Source organism: Novosphingobium sp. BL-A-41-Hi4A-0G, from assembly GCF_055521735.1.
In genome coordinates this window covers 1,880,331-1,895,463 of the sequence record NZ_CM145501.1, presented here as the reverse complement: position 1 = coordinate 1,895,463, position 15,133 = coordinate 1,880,331, and the positions used below count along the sequence as shown (strand labels likewise).

The following is a 15,133-nucleotide window of genomic DNA, read 5'->3' as shown; positions in this document are numbered from 1 at the left end:
ATCAGGCGGCGTGGCGGACGGGCGCCAGCTTGGGCGCGTTGCCCTCGCGATAGTGCCGGATCGCGAACTCGCTGACGAGCGTTTCGAATACATCGTCATGCAGGCGATGCTCGAACTCGAGACCCGAAACCCGGTCGCGGCTCCACACCACGAAGGCGAGCTTGGGCTGCAGGCCCGGGAGCATCAGGTAGATCGGCTCGTCGACCCGCATTTTCTCGAGTCCCTCGATCCGTGCGCCGTAAGGATTGAGATCCTTAAGCATGACCGTTGACCGTGTTGCACCACGCTTGCAGCGCACGGGAAGCTCGATTCCGACGCGCGGCGCGCGGCGCTTGGCATCGTGTTCGTCCGCATGATTTTCGAGCCACATGGCAAGTCCTCCTGATGCGTTAACCACATGCGTAAGAACGACCGGATTTCGCCAACTTTCAGGGGCAGGTGCTTTTTCATGCTTCGCGCGTCCCTCGCAAGCGGGGCGGCGTTCTTTGCAAGCGCATAGCCGAAGGCGGTTGCGCTGGATCAAGTCCGGAGTTGCGGCCGGTGGTAACAGGTCGGTCGACTTCAAGCATCTCGGAGGAGACCGACCAATGACCTGTGCCACGCTCGCGGACCTTGCGCCGCATCGTATCTATGAGACCCGTGACGGCACCAAACTCGATGTGCGGTCTGCCTTCGCCGAAGATGAACCCGCACTCGAAGCGTTCTTCGAGCGGGTCAGGGACGATGATCGCCGGTTCCGCTTTCTCTCGGCTGCGCGACATGTCGGGCATGATCAACTCGCACCGCTGACCCACTGCGATCACTGGCGTACCGAAAGCTTCCTGGTGTTCGAACATGAGACCGGCGCACTGGTCGCTTCGGCCATGCTTGCTTGCGATGCGAGGATGGAGACTGGCGAGATCGCCGTTTCGATCGATGGTGATTATCGCGGCCGGGGCATTGGCTGGGCGATACTGGATATGCTCGGCGAGGAAGCGCGCAAGCGCGGCCTCAAAAGTGTGATCTCGATCGAGGACCGTGACAACCACGCGGCAATCGAACTGGAACGTGAGCGAGGCTTCGTGCCCCACGGCATCGAGGGCGATCCTCATCTGGTCCTGCTGGAAAAGCGCTTCGACTGAGCGCCATCGGGGCGTGTTCGCGTCAACCGGCGGACGGGGCTCAAACCTTGTCCGCCGTGCAGGTCAGGACAATCGGTCCAGTATCTCGCGTGCGAATCTGGCGAGCGTGTCGTCTCGTGCGCCCATCACCACGATCCGGTCGCCGGGGCGGGCGAGTTCGACGATCCTGTCGGCACAATCGGCGCGCGACGGGACATGTTCGGCAAGTCCGCCATGCTCGCGGATCATCGCCACGATCCGCTCGGAACCGACCGAGCGGTCGACCGTGCCGCCGAAATAGACCGGATCGCACAGGATCGTGATGTCATCGGGCGAAAGCCGCGTGGCCAGAACTTCGGCCAGTTCGTGCCCCATCTGCCGCAAGGGGCCGTAACCGTGCGGCTGGAAGAATGCGATCACGCGCCCCGGATGGGCTTTGAGCGTGGCGAGGGTCGCCGCGACCTTCTCGGGATTATGCCCGAAATCGTCGATCACCGTCACGCCTGAAGCTGACGTGCCGACAATGTCGAACCGGCGGGCAAGGCCTGCAAATCCGGCAAGCTGCGCCACGGCCTCGTTCATCGGGATACCGGCGGCTGTTGCTGCCGCTATCGCCGCCAGCGCATTGGCAAGGTTATGCCGCCCCGGCACCTGTAGTGCGAGCGCATGCACCGAACCGTCGCGCCGGTCGATTACTCGCGCAGAAATGCTTGTCGGGCCTTCGCTTACGCTGCCTTCTTCGACCGAGATCTGCGCTTCGGTACCAAAGCCGAATGTCACTACACGGCTCGCACGCCCGATCAGGCCCATGCTCTCGGCATCGTCGGCATTGATCACCGCGACCTTTGCCCGCGCGACGAAATCCCCAAACAACGCGCGCAGTTCTTCGAGACTCTTGTGATCGAGACTTACATTGTTGAGCACGGCGACTTCGGGGTCATAGAGCGCGATAGAGCCGTCGCTTTCGTCCACTTCCGAAACAAATGCCTCGCCTTGCCCGACCCGGGCAGAAGCAAACGGGGCATCGGGCGAGACGAAGTTCTTCATCACCGCGCCGTTCATGATCGTCGGATCGCGGCCCGCGCCGCTGAGGATACAGCCGATCATGCCCGTGACCGTGGACTTGCCGCTCGTGCCCCCCACCGCAATGCCCTGCGGCGCGGCGTTGAACAGGGCCGAGAGCAGCTGCGCGCGGCTCATCCGTGTGCAGCCCAGCGCCTTTGCGCGGACCACTTCGGGCACGGTGTCTTCCACTGCCGCCGAGGCGACAAGAATCTGTTCGGCTGAAGTGATCCCCGATCCGTCCTGCGGAGACAGTGCAAACCCTAGGCTTTCGAGCCAGGCGAACTTCTCCGGCGTCCGCCCCTGATCGCGGCTGCGGTCGGACCCGGCAACCCTGGCGCCCATGCCGCGCAGGATCAGCGCCAGCGGCAGCATCCCCGATCCACCGATGCCACAGAAAAACCAGTCGCGATCGGCAAGATCGCTCGGCGTGAGAGAGGGGGCTGGGGGCACGGCGTCGGTCATGACTATCCGGTATGCGCCCGCGCCGCCGGTGACAACCACCCGATTGCCGCTTTTACCGCATGGACGAAACCGGCTAGGGATGGGGCGTGACCCGACGCATCGCCATCTGCGCCCCTTCGACGCCGTTCACCCGCGATGATGCGGCCCGTGTTTCTGCCCTTGCGCAAGAAGAGTTTCCGTCGCTCGAACTTGTCTTCGACGACCAGTGCTTTGCCAGCGAGGGCCATTTCGCCGGACCGGATGCCCGGCGTCTCTCGGCCTTTGTCGAATGCGCCAACGACCCGGCTTTCGATGCCGTATGGTTCGTTCGCGGCGGATATGGTGCTAACCGCATCGCGATGGACGCGCTCCCGCTGCTCGAAGCCGCGGCCTACGACAAGCAATATCTTGGCTATTCCGATGGCGGCACGCTGCTTGCCGCGCTGTACCGCGCGCGCATCGGTCGTTCTGTCCATGCCCCCATGCCGGTGGATTTGCGCCGCGAGGGCGGAGAGGCAGCGGTGCGCCGAACGCTCGGCTGGCTGTCCGGATCGCGTGACGGGCTCGAGCCGTCACTTGCTGATGGCAGACCTGCCGTTGCCTTCAACCTGATGACGCTGGCCATGCTCTGCGGGACACCGTTCATGCCCGACCTTTCCGGCCATGTCGTGATGGTCGAGGAAGTGGCCGAATACCACTATGCGGTGGACCGCCTGCTGTTCCACGTGACCAATAACCTTGCTTCCACCGGCATTGCAGGCCTGCGCCTCGGTCGCGTCAGCCAGGTGCCCGAGAACGACCGGCCCTTCGGCTGCGAAGTGGAGGAAATGGCCCGTCACTGGTGTGCCCGGACAGGCATTCCGTTCCTCGGTTCAGCCGACATCGGTCACGACATAGACAACAGGATCGTCCCCTTCGGGCTTGCCTGAAACGGGCGGCGGCAATAGGGCGCGCGACCAATGTATCAGGGCGCGAAACAGGAGAGTTCGATGCGAGCATTCGTTTTCCCGGGGCAGGGCAGCCAGAAAGTCGGCATGGGCCTCGAACTAGCCGAGGCGAGCGCCGCCGCGCGCGAGGTGTTCGAGGAAGTGGATGACGCTCTCGGCCAGAAGCTCTTCCAGATCATGAAGGAAGGCCCCGAAGACGTTCTCACCCTTACTGAAAATGCCCAGCCCGCGATCATGGCCAATGCCATCGCCGTGCTGCGCGTGCTCGAGCGGGAAGGCGGCATCACCCTTGCCGAGAAGGCCGATTTCGTCGCCGGCCACAGCCTCGGCGAATACACCGCACTCTGCGCCGCTGGCGCCTTCAGCCTTTCCGACACCGCTCGTCTGCTCAAGCTGCGCGGCCAGTCGATGCAGGCTGCCGTGCCGGTCGGGCAAGGCGCAATGTGTGCGCTGCTCGGTGCCGACATCGAGAAGGCCACCGCTCTGGCCGAAGCCGCAGCCGAAGGCGAAGTCTGCACGGTAGCCAATGACAATGACCCGACGCAAGTCGTGCTGTCGGGCCACAAGGCCGCGATCGAGCGCGCGGTCGCGCTGGTCAAGGACCACGGCATCAAGCGCGGCGTGCTGCTGCCCGTCTCGGCCCCGTTCCATTGCCCGCTGATGCAGCCCGCTGCCGATGCGATGGCCGAAGCCTTCGAAAAGACGCCGCCCGCTGCGCTGCGCGTGGCCCTCTTCGCCAACGTCACCGCATCGGTCGTGACAGACCCTGCCGAAGTGAAGCGTCTCCTCGTCGAACAGGTCACGGGCCGCGTCCGCTGGCGTGAAAGCGCCATTGCAATGAAGGATGCGGGCGTCGAACAGTTCATCGAACTCGGCGGCAAGGTCCTCGGCCCCATGATCAACCGCTCGGTCGCCGACGTCTCCGTCACCAGCGTGATCGGCATGGCCGACATCGAAGCCATCCTCAAGGAGCTGTGAGCCCATGGAAAACCGCCTTTTTGACCTGACCGGCATGACTGCCCTTGTGACCGGCGCAGCCGGTGGCATCGGGTCTTCGATCTGTCACGCGCTCGCCAAGCAGGGGGCACGCATTGCCTTGTCCGGCACCAACCCGGCCAAACTGCGCGCCTTCCGCGAGGAGCTGAACGACACATACGGTCACGATCACGTCGAGATCACCTGCGACCTGTCGAACACCGAGCAGGTCGAGCATCTCGTGCCCGCTGCCATGGATACGCTCGGCAAGCTCGACATCCTCGTCAACAACGCCGGCATCACGCGCGACAATCTTGCCATGCGGATGAAGGACGAGGAGTGGGACGCGGTCATCCGCGTGAACCTCGAAGCTGCGTTTCGCCTGATGCGCGCCGCCACCAAGCCGATGATGAAGGCCCGTTTCGGCCGGATCGTCACCATCACCAGCGTCGTCGGCGCGACCGGCAATCCGGGGCAGGTCAATTATGCCGCAGCCAAGGCGGGCCTCGTTGGCATGTCGAAGTCGCTGGGGCAGGAACTCGCCAGCCGCGGCGTGACGGTCAACTGTGTCGCCCCCGGCTTCATCCGCACCGCGATGACCGACGTCCTGCCCGATGGCCAGAAGGACGCGCTCAATGCCCGCATCCCGATGGGCCGCATGGGCGAGGGCTCGGACATCGGCGCGGCTGTTGCCTATCTCGCCTCGAAGGAAGCCGGCTACGTCACCGGCCAGACTCTGCACGTCAACGGCGGCATGGCGATGATGTCCTAGGGGATCTCGTAATTCGCCGTTATGGGCTGAATCAGGCGGTTTTATCCCCAACTTAGGGCGCAAGGGCGGGGCCGGTGCTTGCCGAGCCTCGCCTCTGCGTTAAGACAGATAGTTCGAACCATACGCCGGGGAGCGTGATTCCCCGGTTCAGCCATATTCACGGGGGCAGGCTATCGGCCCACTCCCCGGGGGGATCGAGACGAGAATGAAGGCGACGATCGAACGCGCGACGCTCCTGCGCTGCCTGTCCCACGTCCAGTCGGTGGTCGAACGCCGCAACACGATTCCGATCCTGTCGAACGTGCTGATCGAGGCTGCGCCCGATGGCACGGTCCGCCTGATGGCGACCGACCTTGATCTGCAGATCGTGGAAACGATGGCCGCCGTCTCGGTGGAATCGGCAGGGGCGATCACCGTCTCGGCGCACCTCCTGTTCGACATCGCCCGCAAGCTGCAGGACGGATCGCAGGTCAGCCTCGAAACGTCCGACAACCGCATGATCGTCAAGGCCGGGCGCAGCCGCTTCCAACTGCCTACCCTGCCGCGCGATGATTTCCCGGTGATCGTCGAGGGTGACCTGCCGACCAGCTTCGAGATTCCGGCGCGAACGCTGGCCGAACTGATTGACCGCACGCGCTTTGCGATCTCCACCGAAGAGACGCGCTATTACCTCAACGGCATCTTCCTCCACGTTTCGGACGATGCCCAGCCGGTGCTCAAGGCTGCAGCGACGGACGGCCATCGCCTCGCCCGCTTCACCATCGCCCGCCCCGAAGGTGCGGAAGGCATGCCCGACGTGATCGTCCCGCGCAAATGCGTGGGCGAGCTGCGCAAGCTGCTCGAAGAAGTGCTGGATTCGGCTGTGCTGATCGATCTTTCGGCCAGCAAGGTCCGCTTTACCCTTGGCGGCGAAAACGGCGTCGTGCTGACCAGCAAGCTGATCGACGGCACGTTCCCCGATTACAGCCGCGTCATTCCCACCGGCAACGACAAGCTGCTCAAGCTCGATCCGCGTTCGTTCTTCGAGGGCGTCGATCGCGTGGCGACCATTGCCACCGAAAAGACCCGCGCGGTCAAGATGGCGCTCGAAACCGATCGCGTGACGCTGTCCGTGACCAGCCCCGACAATGGCACCGCCGCCGAAGAACTGCCCGCGAACTACACGTCCGCCGGGTTCGAAATCGGCTTCAATGCCAACTATCTCAAGGACATCCTCAGCCAGATCGATGGCGACACGGTGGAACTGCATCTTGCCGATGCTGGCGCGCCCACGCTGATCCGTCGGGACGAGAAGTCGCCGGCACTCTACGTACTTATGCCGATGCGAGTCTGATCTCTGCCAGACATGTCCTAAAGGGCAGGTTGACAGAGATTGTTGTAATTTCAGGGTCCTGCGGCTCGGGTCACCAGGGGGCAAAGATTAACGGGTGGCAACAACCTGCACAGTATTGCCACGCCGATAGCCCTTTCGCTGATCTTCACTGCCAAGCGCGATTGTTTCCGGACGAGGAGCAACGCGTATGGCGAAGAATTTCACCGATCAGGAAATCTCGAAGAAGCTGGCCTTCTTCAATATTGGCAGTGCAGACATTGCGCGCTTTGGTTCGCTGGGTCGGACAATGGCACAGCATGCGCCCGCCGCACTGGATCAGCTCTACGACCAGATTGCCGCAACTCCCGAAACGGCAAGGTTCTTCGGCTCGCGTCAGATGATGCGCCATGCGCGCGACAAGCAGATCGAGCACTGGGCGGGCATGTTCGGCGGAAAGCTCGATCGCAGCTATTTCGACAGCGCCGAACGCGTCGGCAACGTCCACGCTCGCATCGGCCTTGAACCTGGATGGTACATCGGTGCCTACGCCAGCGTGCTGGAGCGCATCATCGACAAGATGCTCTCCGGGTCGGGCAGCTTCCTGCGGCGCCGCAATGCCGGAGCGGAAGTCGCTTCGATGGTGAAGATGGCACTGCTCGACATGGAGGTTGCTATCTCGTCCTACTTTCGCGCCGAGGAAGCGGCACGCGTGGCTGTGATCGATGAGGTCAGCTCTGCACTGCAAGGCATGGCAGAGGGCGATTTCGCAACGCATGCTCCTGATCTCCCCAATGCCTTCGCGGAACTGCAACGTCATCTCGACGATATGCGCCGACAGGTCTCGGGCGCGCTTGGAGATGTGGCCGATACTTCGAGCGCAGTGGGCGTTGGAGCACGCGAGATCAGGCAGGCCTCCGACGATCTCGCTCGACGGACCGAGCAGCAGGCTGCAAGCCTCGAAGAGGCGTCCGCCGCGATGACGACGCTCGCCGCCACGGTCAAGACGACCGCTGACGATGCGTCTCACATGCATGATTCCGTGCAGCAGGCGCATGGTGAAGCGCTCAAGGGCGGGGCCGTCGTCAGTGAGGCGGTTCAGGCCATGAATGACATCCACAACTCCGCGCAGGAGATCGGCAAGATCATCTCGGTGATCGACGGGATCGCCTTCCAGACGAACTTGCTGGCGCTGAATGCCGGGGTCGAGGCCGCGCGTGCCGGGGATGCCGGGCGTGGTTTCGCCGTCGTGGCGACCGAAGTCCGCGCGCTTGCCCAGCGCACGGCGGATGCAGCGCGCGATATCAAGCATCTGATCACGGCCAGTTCGACCCAGGTCGAACGCGGTGTGAGCCTCGTCGGCCAGACCGGCGAGACATTTGCCCTGATCGTCGAGCAGGTCGGTCACGTCGCCAGACTGGCCAGCAGCATTGCCGCAATGGCGCAGGAGCAGGCGGGCAGCATCGGCCAGGTTCGCGAGACCGTGCGCGAGATGGACACGATGACCCAGCAGAATGCCGCCATGGTCGAAGAGGCGACAGCGGCTGCTCGCAGCCTCGCCGGAGAGGCCACGCGCCTCGCTTCGCTGGTTGACCGCTTCCGGCTCGAAGGCGGCGCCGAGGCCGGTCCACCCGGCCTGCGTCACGCCGCCTGAGGTGGCCGTTTACTCTGCAGCTTCGAGCAGATCTGCGCGCTGCGGCCCGCGGATCAGCCCGCCCGGCGTCGCGCCTGTCCATTCGCCCTTGCGGAAGGTCACTTTGCCGCCCTTGATCGTGTAGTCATAGCCTTCCGCCTTCTGGAGCAGGCGCTTGCCGCCCGCCGGCAGGTCGAAGGCCAGCCAGGGCTTGAGCAGCTTCAGGTTCTCGAAGTCGATCACGTTGATGTCGGCAAGGTAGCCTGGAGCCAGGATGCCACGGTCGTCGAGGCCGTAGAGCCGTGCCGTGTCGTGGCACTGCCGCTTCACCGCGTGCTCGAGGCTGATGCGGCCGCCCCGCTTGCGGTCGCGCACCCAGTGTTCGAGCATGAAGGTGGGGCTCGCCGCGTCGCAGATCGTGCCGCAGTGCGCGCCACCATCGGACAGCGAGTTCACCGTGTCGTCCGATGCCTGCAAGGCCTCGAGGAAATCGAGATTGCCATCGGCATAGTTGAGGATCGGCAGGTAGATGAACCCGGTGCCGTCATTCTCCATCAGCTTGTCGTAGGCATAGGCATCAGGCGCGACGCCTGCCGCCTTCGCATTGGCCAGGATGCTGGCCTCGGCCTGAGGCTCGTAGTCGAAGCCGTCGTCCATGATGAACTGGTTGTGCCACCCTTGCGAGATCATCATCAGCAGACCGATGATGTCGCTCTCCGGATAGACGTTGGCTTCCGAAAGCACCTTTTCACGGAACGCCGGGTCCTTGAGCTGCGCAAGCTGCTCATCCCAAGGCAGGTCGGCAATCGCAGCATAGCTCGGGCGGAAGCGGAAGGGATGGATCGTTCCCTGCCACGCCATGACCACGCCGTTCCCGCGCAGCGCAATCTGCGCGACGATGTTCGCCCCTTGCGCGTTCTGGCGGCGCATCTCGGCGATCTGTTCCTCCAGCGGCAGTTCCTTGGCGATCGACTGGAGTGCGGCGTAAGTCACGGGCAGGCCGGTTTCGCGGCTTAATGCCCCCATCCAGCCGAACTCGTCCCATTCGCGCTTCATGTCCGAAGCCATCTCGAACACGCCATGACCGACACGCCCCATCGCCCGGCCGATCTCGATCAGTTCCTCAGCGGTTGCGGTCGTGCCCGGCACCACTTCACCATCAACCGACTTGTGGATCACCGTGCGGCTGGTGGAAAAGCCCAGAGCCCCGGCGCGCACGCCTTCTTCCACGATCTCGGCCATCTTGCGGATGTCGTCGGCGGTCGGGACAGCGCCCGGCTTCTCCCGCTCGCCCAGCACATAGGCGCGCACTGCGCCGTGGGGGACATGGGTTCCGATATCCACGGCGCGTGGCATCTTCTCGAGCGCATCGAGATACTCGGGGAAGGTTTCCCAGTCCCACTTCATCCCTTCAGCCAGCGCGGTGCCGGGAATGTCCTCAACGCCTTCCATCAGGCCGATCAGCCAGTCGTGCCGGTCGGGCGCTGCAGGGGCAAAGCCCACGCCGCAGTTGCCCATGACCACCGTGGTCACGCCATGCCACGAGGACGGTGCCATTTCCGGATCCCACGTGGCCTGCCCGTCATAGTGCGTGTGGACGTCGACCCAGCCCGGTGCCACCACGCGCCCGCTTGCATCGATCTCCTCGGCGGCATCGCCACGCACCGTGCCGACAGCGGCGATCAGTCCGTTCTTGATGGCGACGTCACCAGTAAAGCGTGGCGCGCCGGTGCCATCAACAATCGTGCCATTGCGGATGATGAGGTCATAGACAGCCATTGGCCTGCTCCTTCTCCCACGCAGGCCGACTCACAGCGGCGGCCTGTCGCGTTAACCGTGCGATTAAGTCAGAGCTTTGCCTCGGGGTCAATCGCCGGTAGCCAAACCGTCAATCGTGCCCGCTGGCCCGGATCATTTCCTCGACATCGACGAATTTCTCGCGCGGAGAATCATCGCGAGCCCGCTGCTCCTCGGCTTCCTCGATCTTCTTCCAGTCGTCGAAGCTCACGATGTCCAGCTTTCGCGCTGCGGCCAGCAAGTCGAAGCCAGCGCGTCCGGCCTTGCGGCTCCCGTAGGGTAAGTCCTCGGCGATCATTTCGACCACGCCGAACCCGTCCGGTCGGTTGGTCCCGATCGTCCCCGAAGGTCCGCGCCGTGCCCAGCCGACGCAATAGAGCCCTGGCAGGATGCGCCCCTCGTCATTGGCAAAGCGTCCCGCCCGGTCGTCGAATGGTACGCCCTCGATCGGCGAGGTCTGGTAGCCTATGCAAGAAACCACCAGATTGGCCGGGATTTCGTAGAACTCGCCCGTGCCGACCGCGCGCCCCGCTTCGATACGCGTGCGCTCCACCGCAATTGCCCGCACTTTGCCTTCACCGAGCAACCCGCGCGGCGCGCCGAAGAAGTCGAACTCAACTTCAAGCGGCAGATCGGCGCGATGGCTCTCCGGTATCGCGGCAAAGGAGCGCAAGTGCGTGACCGACTTGCGGATGCCCGGCTCCAGCAGCGCATCTTCCGCTTCCTCGGGCAGATCGCGCGGATCGACCCACGGGGCGGTGCGCGAAAGGTGCCCGAGTTCGCCCAGTTCCTTGGGCGTCATCATGATCTGGTGCGGCCCGCGCCTACCGAGAATGACGATCCGCCGGATCTTCGACGCCATCAGCCCTTCCAGCGCGTGGGCAACGATGTCGCTTCCGGCAAACTCCTCGCGGGTCTTGGCAAGAATGCGGGTGACGTCGAGCGCGACGTTGCCCATGCCGATGACCACGGCGGTATGCCCGGAAAGATCGGGATCGAGCGCCGCAAACTCCGGGTGGCCGTTGTACCAGCCGACGAAGGCCGCACTGCCGAAGACGTTCTTCAGGTGATCGCCAGGTACCCCGATATCCCGATCCCGGGGCGCGCCGGTCGCCAGCACGACCGCATCATACAGGTCCTGCAGTTCGGCAATCGAAACGTCGCTGCCGACTTTCACGTTGCCGACGAAGCGCACGTTGTCCGCCAGAGCGGTCTGCTCGTATCTGCGCGTCACGCCCTTGATCGACTGGTGATCGGGGGCAACGCCGAAGCGGATCAGCCCGTATGGCACCGGCAGCATGTCGAAGATGTCGATCAGGACATCGTCGCCCCACTGCTTCTGCGCGGCCTCTGCGGTGTAGTACCCGGCCGGTCCTGAACCGACGATCGCGATATGCCGCATGGCCTCTCCTCAGCCTTTTCGAGTCTTTGCGCGATGCTATCGCCTGACCGGCAAAAGGAAAGCGGGGAGAGGCTGGGGCGTGTCAGCCGTAGTGGATATCCTCGTCGAGGAAGTCGCGCAGCTTGTCGATGAAGCGGTCCCGCTGCGAAAGCATGAAAAGGTGTCCGCCGCCGTGGAACATCTCGATCCGGCTGTGCGGGATGGCGTTGTGCAGGAAATGCGCGTTGGACGGCGGGACCAACTGGTCCTCCTCGTCGGCCATGACCATCACCGGCATGTTGAGCAGCGGCAGGAACGGCACGCTCGACCAGCCCGCAAAGGCCATCATCTGGTAGGAGAAGCCAAGCGGCGAGGGCGCCTTTGCCGCATTGAGCGAGACCTTGCCGCTGCCACCGCCATTGTAGATCGAGGCGAGGTTGCGCCTGAGTGTCCTCTCGACCGTGTATTCGCGCGGGTCGGCAAGGTGGGCCAGCATCGAAGCGTTGCCCGGCACCATCGTCGCACCACCTGAAGCCGTTGCGGCCAGCACGATGCGGCCAGTGCGGGCGCGATGCTGGAACGCGAATTGCTGGGCCAGCGCGCCGCCCCAGCTGATCCCGAGAATGTCGACCTCGTCGATGCCCAGCCGGTCCAGCAGTGCCGCAGTAGTCAGCGCCATGCTCGGAATGGTGTAAGGGAGGATCGGATCGGGCGAACTGCCGATACCGGGCATGTCAAAGCAGATCACCTCGCGCTCGGGCAGCGCGCGGGCAAGGGGCTCCAGTAGCTCGAGATTCATGCCGATGCCATTGAGCATCAGCAAAGGGCGATGTGCACTTCGCCTGCCCTCATGCCATCGCGCGAGGTGCAGCCTGCGTCCGGCGACGCCGATCATTGCCATATCAACTGTATCCGACACTGAACCCCCACGTTCCAACTGCGGCCTAGCACCTTCGCAGTCGCAGCAAAAGCACCTCAATGGTGTGAGCTTAACGGTTTCTCAAAGCCCGACGGTGCAGAAAGCGGATATGTCCGCAGAAGTTGCCGCCGAAACGAAGCAGGAAGGAGCCAAACGCGATTTCGCCCGCACCCGGCGGCGCGAGCGCGTGCCCGTTCCGGCGAGCCGCGAAGCCGGGGCCAGCTTCCTGTTCGGCAGCGACCCGACGAATCGGCTGGTCGCGCCGGAATGGCCGCAAATGGCTATTCCCATGCTGCTGATTCCGATCGCAATTGCAGCCTACAACCTCGTCATCCCACAGACCCTTGCCGCACTTCTCGCCGTTATGGCTGCGATTGCTGCCCATCTTTCGCGTCTGGCCGTGCGCCGGGAAGAAACACGGCAGATGGAGACCGGCCAGCGCATGATTGCGATGGGGCTCGCCGTCGCGCTGCCGATGTTCCTGTTTGGCTCGGCTATGGGCGTCTGGGGCAGTTCGGGGCAGGTTGACTGGTTCTACTGCCTTGTCGCGGTCGCTACGGTTTCGCTTCTCGCAACCGTTGTCCAGTCCGGACGCCTGCTTGGCGTTCTGGCCTCGCAGGTATCGATCTGGTCGGGAATAACCTGCGTTGCCAGCACATTCGGAGGCTACTTCTCGCTTGCGATCGGCGTGACCATCGCCATCGTCGCCTATCTGCGCCAGCGCAAGATCGACCTGCTCCTGCGCGAGAAAGTGGAGAGCGACCAGCGCGCACAGACCCGTGCGCAGGAAATCCTCGCCGACTACGAGGAAACCGGGCAGGGCTGGTTCTGGGAAACCGACCGGCGCGGTCAGCTGACCTACCTCTCCACGCCCGTTGCCGAGATTCTCGGACGCAAGGTGCCGGACCTCATCGGTCGCCCGTTCTCCGAACTGTTCAACCTGACCGAGCAATCGGGCGAGGGCGAGCGCACCCTTGCCTTCCACCTCTCGGCCCGCTCCAGCTTCAGCGAACTGGCCGTGCGCGCGGCAACCTCGGATGAAGAGCGCTGGTGGTCGATTACTGGCCGCCCGACTTACGACACCTTCAACAACTTCACCGGCTTCCGCGGCTCGGGCACCGATCTCACCGAAAAGCGCCGCTCGCAGGAGCACGCCTCGCGCCTTGCGCACTACGATTCGCTGACCGGCCTGTCCAACCGCTTCCGCATGTCGCAGACGCTGGAGAAAATCCTCCTCGCCCCGCAGGTCCACCATCGCGCCTGCTCGGTCTTCCTGCTCGATCTCGACCGCTTCAAGCAGGTCAATGATACTCTTGGCCATCCGGCGGGCGATGCCCTGCTCAAGCAGGTTGCCCAGCGGCTCGAGCGTGTTGTCGGCAAGATGGGCCGCGTCGGCCGCTTGGGCGGTGACGAATTCCAGGTGATCCTGCCCGGCAAGATCGAGCGCGAGCAGCTCGGTCACCTTGCACACCGTATCATCGAGAGCCTGTCCCAGCCCTATTCGATCGAGGGCAGCCGCGTGATGATCGGCGCATCGGTCGGCATTGCACTCGCGCCCGACGACGGCGTGACCAGCGAAGCCCTGATCCGCAACGCCGACCTTGCGCTCTATGCCGCCAAGGATGGCGGGCGCGGTCGCTATCACTTCTACGCAGCCGACCTTCACAGCGACGCCGAAGAGCGCCGCCAGATGGAAGAAGACCTGCGCGACGCGGTCTCCAACGGCGGCCTCGAGCTCTATTACCAGCCGGTCGTCCAGACAGCGACCGAGAAGATCACCGGTTTCGAGGCGCTGCTGCGCTGGAACCACCCCCAGCATGGCTGGATCAGCCCGACCCGGTTCATCCCCATCGCAGAAGACACCGGCCTCATTGCCCCCATCGGGGAGTGGGCCTTGCGCACCGCCTGCCAGGACCTCTCGCGCTGGCCTGAGAACGTGCGTGTCGCGGTCAACGTCTCGCCATTGCAGTTCGCCAACCCCTCGCTGCCCATCGTCGTCACCAATGCGCTGGCAAGTTCCCAGGTTGCTGCCGAGCGCCTTGAACTGGAAATTACCGAAAGCGTCTTCCTCAACGATGATGAGGGCACCGACCAGATGTTCAAGTCGCTCAAGGCCATCGGCGTCCGCCTTGCCCTCGACGATTTCGGCACCGGCTATTCCTCGCTCGGCTACTTGCGCTCGGCGCCCTTCGACAAGATCAAGATCGACCAGTCCTTCGTGCGCGGTGCGACCCAGCCCGGCAGCCGCAACGGCGCGATCATCGCCTCGATCGTCAGCCTTGCCGAAGCGCTCGGCATGGAAACCACGGCAGAAGGCGTCGAAACGCTCGACGAGCTCGATCTCGTCCGCATGCTCGGCTGCAGCCATGTGCAGGGTTACATCTACGAGCGTCCGCTATCGGCCATGAATGCCGCCGCGCGCCTTTCCACCGGTCTCATGGCCATCGCGCAGGGCCCTCGATCTTCCCGCGCAGCGCGCCAGTCGATGCTGCGCAAGGTCGTGCTGGATCACGGAGGCCATCGCTACAACGCCATGGTCCGCAACATCAGCCAGACCGGCGCGCTGATCGAAGGGCTGTGGAACGTGCCCCCCGGCACGATCTTCCGCGTGCTGCTGGCCGACAATCACGCCGTGACCGCCACCTGCCGCTGGTCGAGCGATGATCGCATGGGCGTCGAGTTCTCGATGCCGCTGCGCCTTGACGAAGGCGGCCGCATTGCCGCTGTCGCCGGAAAGCCACCCGTGACGTCAGAGCCCGAAGCGGTCGTCCAGCGCAAGGTCGGCTGAGGCGGG

12 protein-coding genes are annotated in these 15,133 nt (G+C 64.0%); 7 read left to right on the top strand and 5 right to left on the bottom strand.

The annotated features are described in order from the left end of the window. Position 1 precedes the first annotated feature (1 nt). Positions 2-370, bottom strand: coding sequence for a PilZ domain-containing protein (locus tag ACZ1JX_RS09090; RefSeq protein WP_465123242.1), 369 nt, complete (start codon positions 368-370; stop codon positions 2-4). Positions 371-587: 217 nt separating this feature from the next. Here ACZ1JX_RS09090 and ACZ1JX_RS09085 point away from each other — a divergent pair, with 217 nt between their 5' ends. Then, positions 588-1,121, top strand: coding sequence for an N-acetyltransferase family protein (locus ACZ1JX_RS09085; protein WP_465123241.1), 534 nt, complete (start codon positions 588-590; stop codon positions 1,119-1,121). Positions 1,122-1,184: 63 nt separating this feature from the next. On the opposite strand, the gene ACZ1JX_RS09080 is transcribed toward ACZ1JX_RS09085, so the two are convergent. Continuing rightward, positions 1,185-2,627 carry a glutamate ligase domain-containing protein gene (locus tag ACZ1JX_RS09080; protein ID WP_465123240.1) on the bottom strand — a complete coding sequence of 481 codons (1,443 nt, stop codon included), beginning with the start codon at positions 2,625-2,627 and terminating at the stop codon, positions 1,185-1,187. 86 nt (positions 2,628-2,713) lie between these two features. On the opposite strand from ACZ1JX_RS09080, the gene ACZ1JX_RS09075 reads away from it, so the two are divergent. The 5 genes from ACZ1JX_RS09075 to ACZ1JX_RS09055 all read left to right on the top strand — a co-directional run bounded on the left by ACZ1JX_RS09075 (position 2,714) and on the right by ACZ1JX_RS09055 (position 8,263). Beyond that, positions 2,714-3,535 carry an LD-carboxypeptidase gene (locus ACZ1JX_RS09075; RefSeq protein ID WP_465123239.1) on the top strand — a complete coding sequence of 274 codons (822 nt, stop codon included), beginning with the start codon at positions 2,714-2,716 and terminating at the stop codon, positions 3,533-3,535. Between the two features lie 60 nt (positions 3,536-3,595). Next, positions 3,596-4,531 carry an ACP S-malonyltransferase gene (gene fabD / locus ACZ1JX_RS09070; RefSeq protein WP_465123238.1) on the top strand — a complete coding sequence of 312 codons (936 nt, stop codon included), beginning with the start codon at positions 3,596-3,598 and terminating at the stop codon, positions 4,529-4,531. A gap of 4 nt (positions 4,532-4,535) precedes the next feature. Then, positions 4,536-5,300: a 3-oxoacyl-[acyl-carrier-protein] reductase gene (gene fabG / locus ACZ1JX_RS09065; RefSeq protein WP_465123237.1), complete on the top strand. Its 765-nt coding sequence runs from the start codon at positions 4,536-4,538 to the stop codon at positions 5,298-5,300. A 205-nt stretch (positions 5,301-5,505) separates the two neighbouring features. Next, positions 5,506-6,633: a DNA polymerase III subunit beta gene (gene dnaN / locus ACZ1JX_RS09060; protein WP_465123236.1), complete on the top strand. Its 1,128-nt coding sequence runs from the start codon at positions 5,506-5,508 to the stop codon at positions 6,631-6,633. A 187-nt stretch (positions 6,634-6,820) separates the two neighbouring features. After that, positions 6,821-8,263: a methyl-accepting chemotaxis protein gene (locus ACZ1JX_RS09055; RefSeq protein ID WP_465123235.1), complete on the top strand. Its 1,443-nt coding sequence runs from the start codon at positions 6,821-6,823 to the stop codon at positions 8,261-8,263. 9 nt (positions 8,264-8,272) lie between these two features. On the opposite strand, the gene ACZ1JX_RS09050 is transcribed toward ACZ1JX_RS09055, so the two are convergent. The 3 genes from ACZ1JX_RS09050 to ACZ1JX_RS09040 form a co-directional block, all read right to left on the bottom strand. Next, positions 8,273-10,021 carry an N-acyl-D-amino-acid deacylase family protein gene (locus tag ACZ1JX_RS09050; RefSeq protein ID WP_465123233.1) on the bottom strand — a complete coding sequence of 583 codons (1,749 nt, stop codon included), beginning with the start codon at positions 10,019-10,021 and terminating at the stop codon, positions 8,273-8,275. Between the two features lie 109 nt (positions 10,022-10,130). Then, entirely contained in the window at positions 10,131-11,441 is a 1,311-nt protein-coding gene (locus ACZ1JX_RS09045; RefSeq protein ID WP_465123232.1) for an FAD-dependent oxidoreductase, read from the bottom strand. An 82-nt stretch (positions 11,442-11,523) separates the two neighbouring features. Beyond that, entirely contained in the window at positions 11,524-12,321 is a 798-nt protein-coding gene (locus ACZ1JX_RS09040; RefSeq protein WP_465123231.1) for an alpha/beta fold hydrolase, read from the bottom strand. 127 nt (positions 12,322-12,448) lie between these two features. Here ACZ1JX_RS09040 and ACZ1JX_RS09035 point away from each other — a divergent pair, with 127 nt between their 5' ends. Further along, positions 12,449-15,127, top strand: coding sequence for an EAL domain-containing protein (locus ACZ1JX_RS09035; protein WP_465123230.1), 2,679 nt, complete (start codon positions 12,449-12,451; stop codon positions 15,125-15,127). The last annotated feature ends 6 nt before the right edge of the window (positions 15,128-15,133 follow it).

Coding starts and splice junctions, on each gene's coding strand:
- ACZ1JX_RS09090 (WP_465123242.1), bottom strand. CDS start 370: ATGTGGCTCGAAAATCATGCGGACGAACACGATGCCAAGCGCCGCGCG.
- ACZ1JX_RS09085 (WP_465123241.1), top strand. CDS start 588: ATGACCTGTGCCACGCTCGCGGACCTTGCGCCGCATCGTATCTATGAG.
- ACZ1JX_RS09080 (WP_465123240.1), bottom strand. CDS start 2,627: ATGACCGACGCCGTGCCCCCAGCCCCCTCTCTCACGCCGAGCGATCTT.
- fabD (WP_465123238.1), top strand. CDS start 3,596: ATGCGAGCATTCGTTTTCCCGGGGCAGGGCAGCCAGAAAGTCGGCATG.
- fabG (WP_465123237.1), top strand. CDS start 4,536: ATGGAAAACCGCCTTTTTGACCTGACCGGCATGACTGCCCTTGTGACC.
- dnaN (WP_465123236.1), top strand. CDS start 5,506: ATGAAGGCGACGATCGAACGCGCGACGCTCCTGCGCTGCCTGTCCCAC.
- ACZ1JX_RS09055 (WP_465123235.1), top strand. CDS start 6,821: ATGGCGAAGAATTTCACCGATCAGGAAATCTCGAAGAAGCTGGCCTTC.
- ACZ1JX_RS09050 (WP_465123233.1), bottom strand. CDS start 10,021: ATGGCTGTCTATGACCTCATCATCCGCAATGGCACGATTGTTGATGGC.
- ACZ1JX_RS09045 (WP_465123232.1), bottom strand. CDS start 11,441: ATGCGGCATATCGCGATCGTCGGTTCAGGACCGGCCGGGTACTACACC.
- ACZ1JX_RS09040 (WP_465123231.1), bottom strand. CDS start 12,321: ATGGCAATGATCGGCGTCGCCGGACGCAGGCTGCACCTCGCGCGATGG.
- ACZ1JX_RS09035 (WP_465123230.1), top strand. CDS start 12,449: ATGTCCGCAGAAGTTGCCGCCGAAACGAAGCAGGAAGGAGCCAAACGC.